The sequence below is a fragment of the Xanthomonas sp. NCPPB 1754 genome (genome assembly GCF_041475725.2).
In the GTDB taxonomy this organism is placed as follows: domain Bacteria; phylum Pseudomonadota; class Gammaproteobacteria; order Xanthomonadales; family Xanthomonadaceae; genus Xanthomonas; species Xanthomonas euvesicatoria.
The window spans coordinates 171,801-188,935 of record NZ_CM192982.1; the positions used below are offsets into that span (position 1 = coordinate 171,801).

A 17,135-nucleotide genomic window follows, 5' to 3' on the forward strand; every position below is an offset into this window, starting at 1 on the left:
CACCGGCGGGGCCATGCTCGTGGGCCACGTTGTTGCAAGGGATTCCCCATGAATACACGTCGCCAATTCCTTTCTGCTGCCGCGGCCGGTACTGCGGCATTGGCCGCTGCACCGTTGATGGCGCAATCGTCGGCGCCCGGCAGCGTGATGCCTACGCGCGGGAAAACCGATGCGGGCGCATTGCCGACCAATCCGCGCGTCCAGGGCGAACGCTACCGGCCTCGCAGTCGTCTCGGCTTCGGTGGCGTGGCCATCGGCAATGGCTTTGCGCCTGCCACCGACGCCCAGAGCGAGCAAACGCTGGCAGCGGTATGGGAATCGGGCGTGCGGTATTTCGATACCTCGCCTTGGTACGGGCTGGGCTTGTCGGAGCGACGTACCGGCCATCATCTGCACAACCATCCGGCCGACGATTACGTGGTGTCGACCAAGGTCGGGCGCCTACTCACCGCGACCGACACGCCGCCCAAGACGATGTGGCAGCAACCTTCGCCGTTCGACTATCGCTACGACTACAGCGCGTCCGGTGTACGGCGCTCGATCGAAGACAGCCTGCAGCGTCTGGGGGTGTCGCAGATCGACATCGCGTATATCCACGATCTCTCGCCGGAGAACGAAAAAGACCTGGGCATGCCATGGGAGCAGCGGTTCGCCGAGGCGGTGAAGGGCGCGATGCCGGAGCTGACCAAGATGCGCAAGGAGGGCTTGATCAAGGCCTGGGGCTTTGGCGTCAATCGTCCTGAGCCGGCCTTGCGCGCAATCGAAGAAGCCGACCCCGACATCTTCCTGCTCGCCTGCCAGTATTCGCTGCTCGACCATGCGCAGGCCTTGCATGACACCTTCCCGAAGATCGCAAAGCATGGCGCCTCGGTGGTGGTCGGTGCGCCATTGTTGGCTGGCTATCTGGCCGGGCGCGAGCGGTATCTCTACGACGGCACCATTCCGCCATGGGCGCCTGCCAAGCGGCAGAAAGCGCTGGCCATCTGCGACCGGCATGGCGTGGATCTACGCACCGTTGCGCTGCAATTTGCTGCAGCTCCGCAGGTGGTGTCGGCGGTGATTCCCGGTGCGCGCACGGCCGAGCAGGCCCGCGCCAATGCGACCTCGATGCAGGTGGCGATTCCGTCGGCACTGTGGGAAGCGCTCAAGCGCGAAGGCGTGATCGAGGCAGACGCACCGGTGCCCGCGGCGCGTTGAGGGCCGGGCCCGCGCGCAGCGCATGGCGTTTGCGCTGCATGGCAATCAAAACGTCCCGCGTTGAATGAACGGCGCTTGTTGATACAACACGCGCTCGCCACCACGTGGATCCAGTTCCAACCGGCTCGGCGTATCGAACACCAGCGTTTCGCGCCGTTTCAAGGAGTAGGGCCGCCAGTGCGGCGCACCGCGGCGGTTGGGTTCGCCATGCCGGGCAAACGCAATCAGCGCTTCGCTCATTTGCTCGGCCATGCGCTGCGCATCGGCACCATCGCCGGTGCGCGAGCCCGGCTGGCGCACGTTGTCGAACACCAGCGGAATATCCAGGGTATGGAAGGCGCCGAACTTGCCGCCATCCAGCGGCGAACCCCAATCCAGTTGATAGACCCAGGTGGGCGCGCCCTGACGGGCACGCGCCTCGGCTTCTTCGACAGCGCCGCGCCACGAGCGGCCGGCGGTGGTGGCTGCGAAGAACACCTGCGACGGCGTGTACTGCGGATAGAGCCGCCGATATTCGGCAATGACACCTGCGGCAACAGGTCCACGTATTGCTGCGCCTCCAGCCTGGCCGGCAGCTCGTCCCAGCTCAGCGCGAAATTCTTCGCATCGTTACCGAGAAAGCCGCGTGTTTCATCGCGCGTATTGCCGATCACCATCGGGATGCGGGCCGACTGCACCGGCGCAGTTGGCCAGAACGGATGCACCGGCACGTTGCGCGCGTCCAGCACCGGGCCGAAATACAGCGCGGTGTTTTCCACCCGCGAAGGGTCGCGCACACGTGCGGCGGCCAGCAGCTGGGCCACAGGTAGCGTGCGCATGCGCGCGATCTCGCCTGGCGCAATCTTTAACGCATCGAGCAACAGTTGCGCGCGCTGGGTGGCCGCACGCGGCCCGGCCACGGTGACCTGTTGCCCGCTCATGGTCCAGGCGCGATGAAAGAGCCCGCGCGCGGCCGGCATCGCCATCAGCGTGGCGATCTTGGCGCCACCGCCCGATTGCCCAAACACCGTGACATTGTTGGCGTCGCCGCCGAATTCGGCCGCATGCTGGCGCACCCATTGCAGGGCCTGGATCAGGTCCAGCTGCCCGGCATTGCCGGAGTCGGCAAAACCGGCATCGCCCAGCTGCGCCAGCGACAGGTAGCCAAACAGATTGAGCCGGTGATTGACGGTGACCACCACCACATCGCCGCGCTTGCACAGGCGCACGCCGTCGTAGAGCGGGTCGCTGCCGGAGCCGGTGGTGTAGCCGCCGCCGTGGATATAGAACAACACCGGCCGCTTGCCGCCATCGCGCAGGCCAGGTGTCCACACATTGAGGAACAGGCAGTCCTCACTGGTGGGCTCGTTGGCCTTGAGCTGCGGCGCCGCTGCACCGAATCCGCTGGCATCGCGCACGTGGTGCCACGGCGTCTCCGGCAACGGCGCCTGGAAGCGACGCGGGGCAGTGTCGCCGCCATACGGGATGCCCTTGAACACGCAGACGCCCTGGTCGCGGTAGCCGCGCAGCGCGCCGCCACGCACGCGTGCCAGCGGCGCGCCATCGTCGCGTGGCGGCGCAAGTACGGCCGCGGCAGCGAAGCCGGGAAGCGTTGCTGCCGCAGTCGCGAGCAGGCCACCACGCAGCAGCGTGCGGCGTCGCGTGTCGGGGGTGGCTTGGGTCGTCATCGCCCCATCTCCTTCGCCGGTGAAGGTGGTGCAGGCTTGGCTACAGGCGGCTGCGGCTTGGTGACATACGCGATCCAGGCTTGCGCCAGCTGCGGCCATGCGGACACGGTAAGACCGCTGCCGCTGGCAGCACCGAAACCATGGCCGCCCTGCGGGAATACGTGCAGCTCGCTGGGCACCCCGGCGCGCAGCAGCGCAGCGTGCATCAGCAGGCTGTTGCGCACCGGCACCACGCTGTCGTCCTGCGCATGCAGCAAAAAAGTGGGTGGCGTGTGCGCGTCCACGTGCAGCTGCGGCGAATAGGCCTGCACCTGCGCCTGGCTCGGGGCGCTGCCGATCAGGCGTTCGCGTGAGCCTTTGTGCGCGTTGGCGCTATCCATGTCGATCACCGGGTAGATCAGCAACTGGAAGTCCGGTCGTGCGCTCAGTGCATCGGCCGCGTCGATGGGCGGATACACCCGCGCGGCGTAACGCGTGCCCAGGCTGGCGGCGACATGGCCGCCGGCCGAAAAGCCCATCACGCCCACGCGTTGCGCATCGATGCCATAGCGCGCCGCATTGGCGCGGATCAGCCGCAAGGCACGTTGCGCATCGGCCAGCGGCACGTCGGCGCCGTTCGGGTGGCCTTCGCCCGGCAGCCGGTAGCGCAGCACGAACAGGGTGATGCCGGCGGTGTCGACGAAACCGGGCACCAGCGCGCTGCCCTCGTTGTCCAGCACGATGCGTTGATAGCCGCCGCCAGGCGCAACCAGCAGGGCGGTGCCATTGGGCTGTTTGGGCCGGTAGACCACCAGGTACGGCCTACTGACCTGCTGGATGTAGCGATCCGGCTGCGCCGGGTCGCTGCTGCGCTCGACGATGCGCTGCGGTTGCGGCAGCGCCGTATCCCCCGGTGCCAGCGGCGTTGGCCACAGCGCGATCCGGCTGGCCTGTTCGGCGGCAGTGTCGGCGCTCGGTCGCTCGGCCGCCGGCGCGGGGCGCGCCAGCAGCACGCCCAGCACAACGAGCGCCAGGCCATGCCGCGTGGCGCGCGAAAGCGCGGTCAAAGCCCGCGTTTGGCGTGTCTGTTCCATTCACCCCTCCCAGGGCCACTTCGTCACCGCGACCACAATGCCGCAGTGCACATTGCCAATGACACCGGTTTACCATATACAGCACACCGTGCCGCTGTCGATTGGCAGTGCAACAAGACACCTATCGGGGAGACACCCTTGAGCAACGACGCCGCCACTCCGCCACCGTCCACATCCACGCTGTCCGCCATCGCCCAGCGCTTTGTGGAAGCACGCCGTGCAGGGGCATCGCTGCCTGACTTTCCCGGGCAAATCCCCGACGATCTGGTCACCGCCTACCAGGTGCAGGACATCGCCATCAGCCAATGGCACGACCATGTCGTGGGCTGGAAGGTGGGGTATATCGCCGCCGAGCGCCGCGATGCATCCGGCGACGAGCGCCTGCTTGGCCCGATCTTCTCGCAGAAGGTTTGGAATGCTACCGGTGGAACAACCGAGTTCCCGATCTTTGTCGGCGGCTTCGGCGCGGTGGAAGCCGAATATGTGCTCGTGCTCGGCGCCGATGCCCCGGCCGAGCAGACCCACTTTACCCCGGAGCAGGCCGCGCAGGTGCCGGCCACCTTGTTCATCGGGGTGGAAATCGCCAGCAGCCCGCTGGCCACCATCAACCAGTTGGGCCCGCGGGTGGTGATTTCGGACTTCGGCAACAACAACGGCCTGATTCTGGGCCCGGAAGTGACCGATTGGCTGGCGCGCGACGAGGCTGCGCTCACTGCGCAGACGCTGATCGACGACCAGGTGGTCGGCACCGGCGGCGCCACCACCTTGCCCGGCGGCCTGCGCGCGGCCTACGCATTCGCGCTCAGCCGTTCGGCACAGCGCGGGCGTCCGCTCAAGCGCGGTGATCTGATTGCCACCGGCAATGCCACCGGTATCCACGACATCGAAGTGGGGCAGCGTGCCCTGATTCGCTTCGCCGGCATCGGCGATATTTCCTGTACGGCTGTGTCCGCCAGTTGACGGCGGCCCCCGTGACCAGACGCTTGGGAGGGCGCCAATGATCACACGCAGACATTTTCTTGGTGCCGGGCTCGGCGCCGCGGCTGCCGCCCCCTGGTTGGGTGCCGGCGCCACCACGCCGATTCCCGGCGGGCAGTTGCTCACCGCCACCGATGTGCACGTCGGCGATTACCCCACCGTGGAAGCGGTGCGCTGGTTCGGCAAGCAGCTGGAAGAACGCACCCATGGCCGGCTCAAGCTGCGCCAGTACCACTCCGGCCAACTGGGCCGCGAGTCGGAGGCGATCGACATGGCGCGCTTTGGCGCCATCGACATCACCCGTGTGTATTCGGGCGCGTTGAACAACACCTTCCCGCTCACGCAGGCGCTATGCCTGCCGTATGTGTTCGATTCGGTACCGCATCTGCGCCGGGCCATCGACGGGCATGTCGGCGACAGCGTGCTGCGCAGCTTCGAGCAGCGCGATCTGGTCGGTCTTGCCATCTACGATTCGGGCGCGCGCTGCTTCTACAACACCAAGCATCCGCTGCATCGCCCGGAAGATCTCAAGGGCCTGAAATTGCGGGTGGCCTCGTCGGACATCTTCCTCAAGCTGATGCGCATGCTGGGCGCCAACCCCACGCCGATGTCGCTGGGCGAGACGTTCTCGGCGATGGAAACGCACATGATCGACGGTGCGGAAAACAACATGCGCAGCTTCCAGTCCAGCCGGCATTTCGAAGCCGCGCATTACTGGTCGCAGAGCGAACACTCCTACGCGCCGGACATCCTGGTGATGTCGCGCCAGAGTTTCCAATCGCTGAGCGCGGCCGACCGCGGCCTGGTGGTGGAACTGGCGCGTGCCTCGGTGCCGGTGATGCGCAACTTGTGGGATGCCTCCGAGACGGTGGCGCGCAAGCAGGTCATCGACTACGGCGTGAAGCTCAACCAGGTCGACATGCCGGCGTTCCGCGCCGCCGCTGCCCCGCTGCTGGCCGAATACCGCAAGCAGCCGGAGATCGAAGCGCTGTACCGCCGCATCCGCGATTTCGCATAGAGGTGACCCGATGACCGAACCTGAGACTGTTGCCGTCCCGGTCGCGCCGTTGCAGCGCGCGCTGGACCGCGTTTCCGATATCGCCGTGGGCGTGGCCTCCTTGGCGCTGCTGGGCCTGGTGGTCGTGCAGGGCTGGCAGGTGTTTACCCGCTACGTGCTCAACGACTCGCCCAGCTGGACCGAGCCGGTAACCCTGTTGCTGCTGAGCACCGCCCTGAGCCTGGGTGCGGCGGCCGGCGTGCATACCAACCGCCACTTCGGCTTCTACCTGCTGGGCGAACACGTGCCGCCGCTGGTGCGCAAGATGTTCGAAGTGATCCGCCCGCTGATGATCATGTCCATTGGCGCGGTGCTGGCGTGGTGGAGCGCGGCGCTGCTGTTGGACGGGCTGGATATCAAGATGGCCGGTGCGCAGATGCCGCAGAGCATCAACTACCTGCCGCTGTCGATCGGCGGTGCGCTGATGGTGCTGTTTGCCGTGTTCAAATTGTGGCGTCTGCTGCGCCCGGTCCATGCTGGAGGAGTGCGCTGATGGGCATCGCCATGTTGTTGGGCACCTTCGTGGTGCTGCTGTTGATCGGCGTGCCGGTGGCCTACGCCCTGGGCGCGGCGGCATTGGCCACGCTGCTGTATCTGGACCTGCCCACGGTAGTGCTGGTGCAGCAGATTTCTGCCGGTAGCGGCTCGGCGTCGTTGATTGCGATCCCGCTGTTTATCTTCGCCGGCGAGTTGATGCTGCGCGGTGGTATTTCCGAACGCCTGATCGCCTTGGCTTCGTCGTTGGTGGGGCGTGTGCGCGGCGGTCTGGGCCAGGTCAGCGTGCTGTCGTCGCTGTTCTTCGGCGGCGTGTCCGGCTCGGCGATTGCCGATGTCTCGGCGGTGGGCGGCACCATGATTCCGCAGATGATCAAACGCGGTTACGACCGCGATTACGCGGTGAACGTGAGCATGACCGCTGCGCTGGTGGCCTTGCTGGTGCCGCCTTCGCACAACCTGATCCTGTTCTCGGCCGCAGCCGGCGGCGGCTTGTCGATTGCCGATCTGTTCGCGGCCGGCATCTTTCCTGCGTTGTTGATGACCGCCGCGATGATGGTGACCGGCTATGCAGTGGCGCGTCATCGCGGCTACGGCACCGAAGCCTTTCCCGGTTGGCGTGCGGTGGCCCTGCGCCTGATCGGTGCGCTGCCCGGCCTGGGGTTGGTGGGGTTGATCTTCATCGGGATTCGCGCCGGCATCTTCACCGCGGTGGAAAGCGCCGCCATTGCCGTGGTGTACGCATTGATCGTCACCGCATTGCTGTATCGCCAATTGCGTTGGGCCGAGTTCTTCGCGGCGGTGACGCATGCGGCGCGCACCACCGGCGTGATCCTGTTCGTGATCGCCACCGCTGCGGTGTTCGGCTGGTTGCTGGCCTATCTGCAGGTCCCTGCAGCGGCGGTGAAGTTCCTGCAGGCCATTGCCGACAGCAAGAACACGGTGCTGCTGATGATCGTGGTGATGCTGCTGTTGCTGGGCATGTTCATGGACCTGGCGCCGAAGATCCTGATCTGCACGCCGATTTTCCTGCCGGTGGTCAAGGCCTATGGCATCGACCCGATCCACTTCGGCCTGGTGATGGTGCTGGCCGGCGGTATCGGTTTGATCACGCCGCCGATCGGCTCGGTGTTGTTCATCGGTACTTCCATCGGGCAGATCACCATCGCGCAAAGCATGCGCACCATCTGGCCGTTCTGGCTGGCGGCGTTGTGCGTGCTGTTGATCGTGGCGTTTTTCCCTGAGTTGTCGCTGTGGCTGCCGCGCGCCCTGCGCGCCTGAGCCGGGGCGATTGCGTGATTGCGTAACGGCAGACGGGCGGTCGGTACGGCTTGTTCGCGTGGTAACGAGCGCCTGCCATCCACATGCAGGCACGTCAGGCGTCGCTGCCGGCGGGAGGCTCTGCCGCATCTGGTTAACCGGTGGCATTGCACGCCATCGTGGTAAAGCCCGGCATCCGGGACTAGGAGAGAGCATGCGTGTGCGTCCCATTTCATCCCGATGGCGTTGGCTGATGGCCGGCGGCTTGCTGCTGTGCGCCGGCCTGAGCGCTGCGGCGGACTGGAAGCGCGGTATCGAGCACCAGCGCATCGCCGACCAGGGCGATGGCAGCTTTCTCAATCCGGTGCTGGCCGGCGACCATCCCGACCCGTCGGTGCTCAAGGATGGCGATGATTACTACCTCACGCTGTCTTCGTTCGATGCCTACCCGGGCCTGCCGATCTGGCACTCGCGCGATCTGGTCAACTGGCAGCCGCTGGGCCACGCCATCACCCAGAACGTGGGTGCGATCTGGGCACCGGACCTGATCAAGCACGGCAAGCGCTACTACATCTACTTCCCCGCGCGGCGTGGCGACCAGGGCGAGCGCAGCAACTTTGTGGTCTGGGCCGACGACATCAAAGGCCCGTGGAGTGCGCCGATCGACATTGGCCTGGGCAAATACATCGACCCCGGCCATGCAGTGGGCGAGGACGGCAAGCGTTACCTGTTCCTGAGCGGCGGCGATTACGTGCAGCTGTCCGATGACGGCCTGAAGGTGGTCGGCACCCCCAAGCACGTCTACGACGGCTGGAAATATCCGGAAAGCTGGGACGTGGAAGGCTACGCCCAGGAAGGCCCCAAGATCACGCGCCACAACGGCTGGTACTACATGACCACCGCCGTGGGCGGAACCGCCGGCCCGCCGACCGGGCACATGGTGATCACTGCGCGTTCGCGCTCGATCCACGGCCCCTGGCAGAACGCGCCCAACAACCCGATCACCCGCACCAGGAGCGCGCAGGAGCCGTGGTGGTCGCGCGGCCACGCCACCCTGGTGGAAGGCACCGACCAGCGCTGGTGGATGCTCTACCACGGCTACGAAAACGGCTACTGGACGCTGGGCCGGCAGGCGCTGCTGGACCCGATCGAATGGACGCCCGATGGCTGGTTCGTCGCCAAGGGTGGGGACCTGGGCACGCCGCTGAAAAAGCCCAGTGGGCAGGCCCTGCCGCACGGGTTGGCGTTGTCGGACGATTTCCGCGCCAGCACGCTCGGCCCGCAGTGGGCGTTCTTCAATCCGGCTGCCGACGAGGCCAAGCGCCTGCAGGTGGGCAATGGCGTGTTGCGGCTGCAGGGCAAGGGCAGCGCGCCGCGCGACGCTTCGCCGTTGACGGTGATCGCCACCGACCCGGCCTACCAGTTCGAAGTGCAGATGACCGTATCGCCGGGCGGCCAGGGCGGGGCGTTGCTGTTCTACAGCGACAAGCTCTACGCCGGCGTCGGCAGCAATGGGCAACAGTTCGTCATGCATCGCTACGGCGAGGAACGCCCGGCCACGCTGGCGCCCAGCACCAACGGCGGCACGCTATGGCTGCGCGTCACCAACAACCGCCACATCGTCACCATTCACAGCAGCACCGATGGCAAGGCCTGGACCAAGTACCCTGTGCAGATGGAAGTGTCCGGTTACCACCACAACGTGGCCGGCAAGTTCCTGGCCCTGAAGCCGGCGCTGTATGCCGCAGGCCCCGGCCAGGTGGAATTCCGCAATTTCCGCTACCGCGCCCTAGACTGACCGTTCTGCATCGGCGGGCATGTCGTGGCGCTGCCTGCTGTGGCGGGCCCGTCACGGCGGACCCGGTGCAGCGGCAGGCTTCGCTCAGGTCTGCCGGCCGTCGGGCCGGTAGAATCCAATCAACTTTACTGGTTGACCGCTATGCCCGCCCGCAAGATGCCTGAAGAGGGAATGCCTGGCCTGCCGAAGGGTCGGGTCGCAACGATCAACGACATCGCGCGGATGTCGGGCGTGTCCAAGAAGACCGTCTCGCGGATCATCAACAATTCGCCGCTGGTGCGGCAGGACACGCGCGAGAAGGTCGAGGCGCTGATGCGCGAGGTCGGCTATGCGCCGGATCCGCTCGCGCGCGGGCTGGCGTTCCGCCGTTCGTTCCTGATCGGCATGGTCTACGACAACCCCACCGCGCAATACATCGTGGACATGCAGTACGGCGCGCTGGACGCGCTGCGCGGTTCCAGCTTCGAACTGGTGGTGCACCCCTGCGACAGCCGCAGTCCCGGCTATATCGAAGGCGTGCGCCGCTTTGCGCAGGCGCAGAAGCTGCACGGCGTGATCCTGGTGCCACGCGCCTCCGAAGACCAGGCGCTGGCCGACATGCTGGCCGAGATCGGCTGCCGCTACACCCGCATTGCCTCGATCGCGCTGGACACCACCTCGCAGACGGTGATCACCCACGACCGCGACGGGGCAGCGGAGGCGGCCGATTACCTGCTTTCGCTGGGCCACCGCGACATCGCCCTGGTCACCGGCCCCAGCGCCTACCGCTCCTCGATCGAGCGCACCTCCGGCTTTGCCGACGCGCTGACCCGGCGCGGCATCGAACTGCCGCCCGAGCGCATCGTCGAAGCCGGTTACACCTTCGAATCGGGCGTGGCGGCGGCCGAAAAGCTGCTGCTGGGCAAGAAGCGCCCCACCGCTATCTTCACCGGTAACGACGAAATGGCCGCCGGTATCTACAAGGTCGCCCTGCGCGCCGGCATCAGCATCCCGCGCCAGCTCTCGGTGATCGGCTACGACGACAGCTCGCTGGCCTCGCGGCTGTGGCCGCCGTTGACCTCGGTGCGCCGCCACACCCGCGACACCGGCCGCACCGCCGCGGCGATGCTGATCCAGCCCGACAACGCGCCGCAGCTGCCCACCGCCAGCGTGCGGCCGCACCTGATCGTGCGCGATTCCTGCCAGCCGCCGGAAGATTGAGCTACTTGGTCCTGGCGGAAGAGGAACAAAGCCCCTCTCCCGCCGGGGCGAGAAGGCACAGCTTGCGCGGCATCGCCGCGCGTGCCTTGGAGCGCCCGCGCCGCTGGCGCGGGCCGGGGCGCGGAGCGGGGGTTGGGGTGAGGGTAAGGCGGCAGACAGCCACTTTAGAAAGCTCAGGCTTGCGCCGGAAGGCAATAGGCCACCACCCACAAAGCAAGCTGTGCTCTTCAACACAGCGCGCAGCCTCGTACCCTCATCCGCCCCTGCGGGGCACCTTCTCCCGATGGGAGAAGGGAGTTGGTAGTCCGTGCGTCCCCCCACACCGTCTTTCGTGCACTGCGCAATGACACCGGTTAACCAGAGTCGGTAGACTAGCCCCGTGCAAGCCCACGTTCCCCCTTGCTTGCCTCGGAGAAGTGCCATGTCCCTGTACTGCAAAACGCACTACGCCACCCATCCCGACGCCATCAAGGGCGCCAGCAACCACGCGCTGCGCGAGCTGTATCTGCTCGATGGGCTGTTCGTGGATGACGCGGTGACGCTCAAGTACACCCACTACGAGCGCTTCGTGCTCGGTGGCGCCGCGCCGTTGGGCAAGACGCTGGAACTGCCCAGGCAGACCGAGCCCGCCTCGGCCGCGGGCCACCCGTTTCTGGAACGGCGCGAACTGGGCGTCATCAATGTGGGCGCAGGCACCGGCACGGTGACCGTGGACGGCACCGCCTACACGCTGGGGCCCAAGGACGGCCTGTACGCGGCGATGGGCAGCACCGCTGTCAGTTTTGCCTCCGCAGACGCGGCCAACCCGGCCAAGTTCTATCTCGCCTCCACGCCGGCGCATGCGCGCTTTGAGACCAAGCAGCTCTCGATCAAGGATGCGGTGGCACTGGAGCGCGGTGCGCTGGAAACCAGCAACGAGCGCACCATCTACCAGTACATCGTGCCGGCCACCTGCCAGTCCTCGCAGCTGTTGCTCGGCCTGACCGTGCTCAAGCCCGGCAGCGTCTGGAACACCATGCCGCCGCATCTGCACGACCGCCGCAGCGAGGTGTATTTCTATTTCGACCTGGGCGCCAACGACCGCGTCTACCACTTCATGGGCGAACCCGATGCGCAGCGCCACATCGTGATCCAGAACAACGAAGCGGTGGTGTCGCCGCCGTGGTCCATCCACATGGGCGCCGGCACCAGCAATTACGCCTTCATCTGGGCAATGGGCGGCGAAAACCTGGATTACACCGACATGCACGTGCTGGACATCTGCCAGCTCAAGTAAGGCCTGCATCGACGTGCCGGCACCCACCAGGCCAGACATGACGCCGCCTGGTGCGAGGCCAGCGCCAACAACGCTGGCGCGACCCAGTTGGGCGCCGGCGTTGCAGCAGTTCGTACAACCCGGCCGCGCACTGCGCGGCTCACCGATCACACCACGGCACATCCAGCAGGAGCGATAAGGTAATGAGCAATCCGTTCAGTCTCGAAGGCAAGGTCGCACTGATCACCGGTGCCAATACCGGCCTGGGCCAGGGCATCGCATTGGCCTTGGCCGAGGCAGGCGCCGACATCGCCGCCGCCGGCATCCAGGCGCCCACCGAGACCGAAGCCAAGGTCAAGGCGTTGGGCCGCCGCTTCATCGCCATCGAAGCCAACCTGATCAGCATCGAGCCGGTGCAGCGCATCATCGAGGAGACCATCGCCGGCCTCGGCGGGCTGGATATCCTGGTCAACAACGCCGGCCTGATCCGTCGCACCGATGCGGTGGATTTCAGCGAGCAGGACTGGGACGACGTGCTCAACGTCAACCTGAAATCGGCCTTCTTCATGGCGCAGGCCGCAGGCCGTCACTTCATCGCGCAAGGCCGCGGCAAGATCATCAACATCGCCTCGATGCTGTCGTTCCAGGGCGGTATCCGCGTGCCGTCCTACACTGCCAGCAAGTCCGGCATCGCCGGCATCACCCGCCTGCTTGCCAACGAATGGGCCAGCAAGGGCGTGACCACCAATGCCATCGCACCGGGCTATATGGCCACCGACAACACCGCGCAGCTGCGTGCCGACGAAGACCGCAACAAGGCCATCCTGGACCGCATTCCGGCCGCGCGCTGGGGCGTGCCGGCCGACCTGGGCGGCACCGCCGTGTTCCTGGCCAGCAGCGCGTCGGACTATGTCAACGGCGCCATCATTCCGGTCGACGGTGGTTGGCTGGCGCGCTAAGCGCTCGCCTCTGTAAGGCTCTCCTTCTCCCATTGGGAGAAGCTGCCCGAAGGGGGGATGAGGGTCGGGGTGCACGTACATGACCAGACGCGTCCCGCAGCTCCCACACGTTCTTCAGAACCTGATCGCTCACCGACAACGCACCTGAAAAGCGAATCAAGACCGCACCCAGGCGCGCACACCAACCGACTCCACAGTCGACACAACTTCCCCAAACCAATCGGAGCATCCCCATGAAAATCGCACTCATGAATGAGTTTAGCCAGGCCGCCAAGAACCCGGTGATCCTGCAGCAGCTCAACGAGGTCGCCAGCGAGCAGGGCCACAGCGTGTTCAACGTCGGCATGGACGGCGACAACGACCACCGCCTGACCTACATCCACCTGGGCATCGTCGCCAGCCTGCTGCTGAACTCCAAGGCGGTGGACTTCGTGGTTGCCGGTTGCGGCACCGGCCAGGGCGCGATGATGTCGCTCAACGCGCATCCTGGCGTGTTTTGCGGCTACTGCATCGAGCCGACCGACGCCTACCTGTTCGCCCAGGTCAACAACGGCAACGCGCTGTCGCTGGCGTTTGCCAAGGGCTACGGCTGGGGCGCGGAAATCAACGTGCGCTACATCTTCGAAAAGGCCTTCAGCGGCGAGCGTGGCATGGGTTACCCGGCCGAGCGTCGCGAATCGCAGCAGGCCAACGCCGGCATCCTGACCCAGCTCAAGCAGGCCACCGCCAAGTCGTACCTGGACGGCCTGCGCGCCATCGACCCGGAACTGATCAAGCAGGCCATCGGCGGCGAGCGCTTCCAGCAGTGCTTCTTCGACAACGCCCAGGATGCTGAAATCCGCAACTTCGTTGCCGGCCTGCTGGGCAAGACCGAAGCTGCTGCTGCAGCTGCGTAATTAGTCAGTGCGTTTTAGCCCCTCTCCCGCCGGGAGAGGGGTTGGGGTGAGGGTAAGGCGAAGACAGCTGGCCTGAACGGGGAGGCTTGAAAGGCTTGAGAAGACAGGACGGCCGTCCAACATTTCCTTGCCGCCGCACCCTCATCCGCCCTTCGGGCACCTTCTCCCGATGGGAGAAGGAAACAGCGTCGCGTCCTTAGCATTGTTCCCGGAGCCCATCATGCGTCTGCTGCTGTTCGCATTGCTGCTGCTCTGCGCAAATAGCGCCCGCGCCGAACCCCACCGCATCTTCATCGCCGGCGATTCCACCGCCGCCGAATACGGCGCCGAGCGCGCGCCGCAAGCCGGTTGGGGCCAACTGCTGCAGGACTGGTTCGACCCGGCGCAATGGCAGGTGCGCAATCACGCCAAGGGCGGCCGCAGCACGCGCAGTTTCATCGCCGAAGGGCGGCTGGATGCCATCGCAAAAGAATTGCAACGCGGCGATGTCTTGCTGATCCAGTTCGGCTACAACGACGCCAAACGCGAAGACCCCACGCGCTATACCGACCCCACGACCGACTACGTGCAGTTCCTGCGCCGCTATGTCGCCACTGCGCGCGACAAAGGCGCGACGCCCATCCTGATTACGCCGGCCGCCCGGCTGTTGTACGACTTCGGCGCGTTGCTCGACACCCACGGTCGCTACACCTTGGCGATGCAGCAACTCGCCGCGCAGGAACACGTTGGCTTGATCGATCTCAACGCCAGTTCCAGCGACTGGATTCGCGCACTCGGCGAGCAGGCGGCCAAACCGTATTTCCTGTTCGTGCCCGAACAGGGCAAGGCCGACGGTACCCACTTCAGCCGCGCCGGCGCGACCGCCATCGCCTGCCTGGTGGTGCACGGTTGGTTGCAGCTGCAGCCGGCGCTCAAGGCGCAGCTGCAGCGCGACGCCGATTGCGGTGCTGCGCCCGACACCAGCGCGCAACGCGCCGCGCAGGCGCATCCCTCGCTGGTGGTGCACGAGCGCGATCTCGCCCGCGAACAGCCCGGCCCGCATGGCGGCGCCGGCCCGACCACGGCGTATCCGTTCTTCGCAGATGCACCGGCGCTGAAATTCGTGCTGCGCAAACGCGTGCTGCACAAGGGCGCCGGCATCGGCCTGCATCTGCACGACAAGGATGAGATTTATTACATCGTCAGTGGGCGCGGTTTATATGCGCTGGACGGAAAGCAATACAACGTCGCCGCTGGCGATGCGTTGTTGACGCGGCCGGGCAGCACGCACGCCTTGCAGCAAACCGGCGAAGAACCGCTGGTGCTGTTGCTGGCGTACACCGCATCCAAGTAGCCCTCGCGCCCCAGACAGCGCAGCTGCAACGAAGCGCTGCGTTTTTCAAATGGGCTGAGTTGTCATCAGGCACGGCCAGCCTGCGAGTCGCCTGCTTCCACGTGCAGATGGCTGCAGTGGATCAGCGGCAGGAGCCAGCGACGGCAGACAGCCGATCACGCCGGCGCACAAACCATGTCAGGGGTGGTCGCGGCCGACATCCAGCGATGCAAGCCTTCCAGCACCGTCAGGCCTTATCCACCCCGTAGTGCGTCAGCCCCAGGCGCGCCAGTTCGGCCGAGCGGCGGTAGTAGACCTCTTCCCACCCATCCACGCGTTGGCGGTCGGTGTCGCTCATGGCATCGAGAATGTCTTCGATGCTGAGCAGATTCGGATCTTCTTCCAGGCGCTCGAACACCGCGCCCAGGCCCTCGATGGCTTGACGCGCTTGCGCCGCGCCCATGGCGGCCAGACCCCGCAAAGCATCGCTGCGGGTCGCCGCATCCCAGCGGTCGAAATAGCGGGCGTAGCCGCTCTCGTTCATGTCCGCATCCAGCCGCGCCAGCGCGATCAGTTCGCGTTCGCCCGGCGACAGCGCATCCATGCGCCCGCGCAACTGGGCGAGCTTGGCCTGGGCGCGGGCAGCGCGGCGGCGCCACAGCAACTCGGGCATGTTGAGCAGGCCCTCCGCGGTGGGAGGCGCCACCGCGGGCCAGTTCACCCCGAAGCCGTCCTCGGTGATCTGCCATTGCGTGCGTTGCGGCGGCGATGCCTTGAGCAGGAGCCGATGCGCCTGGATGGGCTCGTCGATGCGGATGCCGTTGGCCAGGGTGAACAGCAGGCGGGTGTCGTCCAGCTCCAAGCGCCGGATGCGCAGATGCGTCAGGTCCATTGAGCGAAGGCGATGTAGGGAGGTTTGACCTTAGTGCGCGTCGGCGGTGGTGTCGAGTCGATGCAGGTCACATCGCGGCATCGTGACCGCGCCGCGCCGCCGCGCAGCGGTTGGTCGGCGTGACCTCGGCAGCAGCCTCACACGTCGCCGTCGCGGCTCCAACCCTCGCCGCTGCCGCGTTGGATCACCCGATCGCCCGGCAGCACGTCACCCGCCGGCACCTGCGGTTGCTGCGCAAGCTCGGCATAGATCGGGGTGAAGTCCGGCGCGGTGGCCTCCATCAGCTGCGCAAAGCTGTCGATGACGAAATAGGTCTTCTGGAAGCTGTCGATGCGGTAGCGCGTGCGCATGATGCGTTGCAGGTCGAACCCGATGCGGTTGGGTGCCGGCGATTCCAGCGAATACAGCGATTCGCCCTTGGACGACACGATGCCGGCACCGTAGATGCGCAGGCCCTGTGGCGTGTCGATCAGACCGAATTCCACCGTGTACCAGTACAGCCGGGTGAGGTTCTGCAGCGCGTCCGGGCCGATGCCGTGCGCCTTGACCCCGCCGCGGCCATAGGCCTGCATGAAGTCGGCAAACAGCGGGTTCATTAACAACGGCACGTGGCCGAACAGGTCATGGAACAGATCGGGTTCGGCGATGTAATCGATCTGATCGGGCCGGCGGATCCACCACGTCACCGGAAAGCGTTTGTTGGCCAGATGTTCGAAAAAGTCCAGTTCCGGCAGCAGGCCCTGCACGCCGACCAGGGTCCAGCCGGTGGCCGCCTGCAGCACGCGATTGAGCGCATCGAAGCGCGGGATGTGCGTTTCGCCCATGCCCATCGCGTCCTGCGCCTGCAGGAACTCGTCGCAGGCGCGGCCCACCAGCAGCTCGCGCTGGCGCCGATACAAGGTGCCCCAGGTGGCGTGGTCGTCGGCGCTGTAGCTGTCCCACGGCTGCTCCACCACCGCGGTGGTGTAGACCGGCACATAGCCTTTGTCGGTGAGCTGGTTTTCGACGCGTTGCGGGGCGGTATTCATGCAGCGGCTCTTCCCGGTGATCAGCCGTCACCTTAGCCGGATGTGCGCGCAACGGGATTGCGAATCTT

General features: G+C 66.1%; 14 protein-coding genes and 1 pseudogene. 11 read left to right on the top strand and 4 right to left on the bottom strand.

The features are described from left to right. Positions 1-48: 48 nt before the first annotated feature. Positions 49-1,197: an aldo/keto reductase gene (locus ACCQ15_RS00735; RefSeq protein WP_303399951.1), complete on the top strand. Its 1,149-nt coding sequence runs from the start codon at positions 49-51 to the stop codon at positions 1,195-1,197. Between the two features lie 45 nt (positions 1,198-1,242). Here the strand turns inward: ACCQ15_RS00735 and ACCQ15_RS00740 are convergent. Continuing rightward, positions 1,243-2,864: pseudogene (locus tag ACCQ15_RS00740) on the bottom strand (carboxylesterase/lipase family protein). Beyond that, positions 2,861-3,937, bottom strand: a complete 1,077-nt coding sequence (locus ACCQ15_RS00745; RefSeq protein WP_029818202.1) for an alpha/beta hydrolase — start codon at positions 3,935-3,937, stop codon at positions 2,861-2,863. Before ACCQ15_RS00745 ends, ACCQ15_RS00740 begins: the two are co-directional and overlap by 4 nt. A gap of 138 nt (positions 3,938-4,075) precedes the next feature. Between ACCQ15_RS00745 and ACCQ15_RS00750 the strand changes: the two genes are divergently transcribed. The 10 genes from ACCQ15_RS00750 (at position 4,076) to ACCQ15_RS00795 (ending at position 15,168) form a co-directional block, all read left to right on the top strand. Continuing rightward, positions 4,076-4,897 (top strand): 2-keto-4-pentenoate hydratase, encoded by an 822-nt coding sequence (locus ACCQ15_RS00750; RefSeq protein WP_008574478.1) that lies wholly within the window; start codon positions 4,076-4,078, stop codon positions 4,895-4,897. A 37-nt stretch (positions 4,898-4,934) separates the two neighbouring features. Continuing rightward, positions 4,935-5,933 (top strand): TRAP transporter substrate-binding protein, encoded by a 999-nt coding sequence (locus ACCQ15_RS00755; protein WP_008574481.1) that lies wholly within the window; start codon positions 4,935-4,937, stop codon positions 5,931-5,933. Between the two features lie 10 nt (positions 5,934-5,943). After that, complete coding sequence (locus tag ACCQ15_RS00760) at positions 5,944-6,465, top strand: TRAP transporter small permease (protein WP_280293427.1); 522 nt, start codon at positions 5,944-5,946, stop codon at positions 6,463-6,465. Next, positions 6,465-7,748 (top strand): TRAP transporter large permease, encoded by a 1,284-nt coding sequence (locus tag ACCQ15_RS00765; RefSeq protein WP_005912129.1) that lies wholly within the window; start codon positions 6,465-6,467, stop codon positions 7,746-7,748. The genes ACCQ15_RS00760 and ACCQ15_RS00765 overlap by 1 nt, the downstream gene beginning before the upstream one ends. Positions 7,749-7,941: 193 nt before the next feature. Further along, positions 7,942-9,525, top strand: a complete 1,584-nt coding sequence (locus tag ACCQ15_RS00770) for a family 43 glycosylhydrolase (RefSeq protein WP_372168424.1) — start codon at positions 7,942-7,944, stop codon at positions 9,523-9,525. 141 nt (positions 9,526-9,666) lie between these two features. Then, positions 9,667-10,725, top strand: a complete 1,059-nt coding sequence (locus ACCQ15_RS00775; RefSeq protein WP_011345890.1) for a LacI family DNA-binding transcriptional regulator — start codon at positions 9,667-9,669, stop codon at positions 10,723-10,725. Positions 10,726-11,146: 421 nt separating this feature from the next. Continuing rightward, positions 11,147-12,001, top strand: coding sequence for a 5-dehydro-4-deoxy-D-glucuronate isomerase (kduI, locus tag ACCQ15_RS00780; protein WP_372168425.1), 855 nt, complete (start codon positions 11,147-11,149; stop codon positions 11,999-12,001). A 182-nt stretch (positions 12,002-12,183) separates the two neighbouring features. Next, positions 12,184-12,939 carry a 2-dehydro-3-deoxy-D-gluconate 5-dehydrogenase KduD gene (gene kduD / locus ACCQ15_RS00785; protein ID WP_372168426.1) on the top strand — a complete coding sequence of 252 codons (756 nt, stop codon included), beginning with the start codon at positions 12,184-12,186 and terminating at the stop codon, positions 12,937-12,939. 233 nt (positions 12,940-13,172) lie between these two features. Beyond that, positions 13,173-13,835 (top strand): RpiB/LacA/LacB family sugar-phosphate isomerase, encoded by a 663-nt coding sequence (locus ACCQ15_RS00790; protein WP_008575029.1) that lies wholly within the window; start codon positions 13,173-13,175, stop codon positions 13,833-13,835. 220 nt (positions 13,836-14,055) lie between these two features. Continuing rightward, positions 14,056-15,168, top strand: a complete 1,113-nt coding sequence (locus ACCQ15_RS00795) for a GDSL-type esterase/lipase family protein (protein ID WP_372381101.1) — start codon at positions 14,056-14,058, stop codon at positions 15,166-15,168. Positions 15,169-15,394: 226 nt separating this feature from the next. Here the strand turns inward: ACCQ15_RS00795 and ACCQ15_RS00800 are convergent, their stop codons facing one another. Both ACCQ15_RS00800 and phhA read right to left on the bottom strand, forming a co-directional pair. Beyond that, on the bottom strand, positions 15,395-16,039 hold the full coding sequence (locus ACCQ15_RS00800) for a DMP19 family protein (RefSeq protein WP_031420600.1): 645 nt from the start codon (positions 16,037-16,039) through the stop codon (positions 15,395-15,397). A gap of 137 nt (positions 16,040-16,176) precedes the next feature. Next, positions 16,177-17,067, bottom strand: a complete 891-nt coding sequence (gene phhA, locus ACCQ15_RS00805) for a phenylalanine 4-monooxygenase (protein WP_008575026.1) — start codon at positions 17,065-17,067, stop codon at positions 16,177-16,179. Positions 17,068-17,135: the final 68 nt, after the last annotated feature.

Bases quoted from the DNA above. Each gene is read 5' to 3' on its own strand.
- ACCQ15_RS00770 (WP_372168424.1), top strand. From the start codon at position 7,942: ATGCGTGTGCGTCCCATTTCATCCCGATGGCGTTGGCTGATGGCCGGC.
- ACCQ15_RS00745 (WP_029818202.1), bottom strand. From the start codon at position 3,937: ATGGAACAGACACGCCAAACGCGGGCTTTGACCGCGCTTTCGCGCGCC.
- ACCQ15_RS00795 (WP_372381101.1), top strand. From the start codon at position 14,056: ATGCGTCTGCTGCTGTTCGCATTGCTGCTGCTCTGCGCAAATAGCGCC.
- ACCQ15_RS00800 (WP_031420600.1), bottom strand. From the start codon at position 16,039: ATGGACCTGACGCATCTGCGCATCCGGCGCTTGGAGCTGGACGACACC.
- ACCQ15_RS00790 (WP_008575029.1), top strand. From the start codon at position 13,173: ATGAAAATCGCACTCATGAATGAGTTTAGCCAGGCCGCCAAGAACCCG.
- kduD (WP_372168426.1), top strand. From the start codon at position 12,184: ATGAGCAATCCGTTCAGTCTCGAAGGCAAGGTCGCACTGATCACCGGT.
- ACCQ15_RS00775 (WP_011345890.1), top strand. From the start codon at position 9,667: ATGCCCGCCCGCAAGATGCCTGAAGAGGGAATGCCTGGCCTGCCGAAG.
- ACCQ15_RS00735 (WP_303399951.1), top strand. From the start codon at position 49: ATGAATACACGTCGCCAATTCCTTTCTGCTGCCGCGGCCGGTACTGCG.
- kduI (WP_372168425.1), top strand. From the start codon at position 11,147: ATGTCCCTGTACTGCAAAACGCACTACGCCACCCATCCCGACGCCATC.
- ACCQ15_RS00755 (WP_008574481.1), top strand. From the start codon at position 4,935: ATGATCACACGCAGACATTTTCTTGGTGCCGGGCTCGGCGCCGCGGCT.
- phhA (WP_008575026.1), bottom strand. From the start codon at position 17,067: ATGAATACCGCCCCGCAACGCGTCGAAAACCAGCTCACCGACAAAGGC.
- ACCQ15_RS00765 (WP_005912129.1), top strand. From the start codon at position 6,465: ATGGGCATCGCCATGTTGTTGGGCACCTTCGTGGTGCTGCTGTTGATC.
- ACCQ15_RS00760 (WP_280293427.1), top strand. From the start codon at position 5,944: ATGACCGAACCTGAGACTGTTGCCGTCCCGGTCGCGCCGTTGCAGCGC.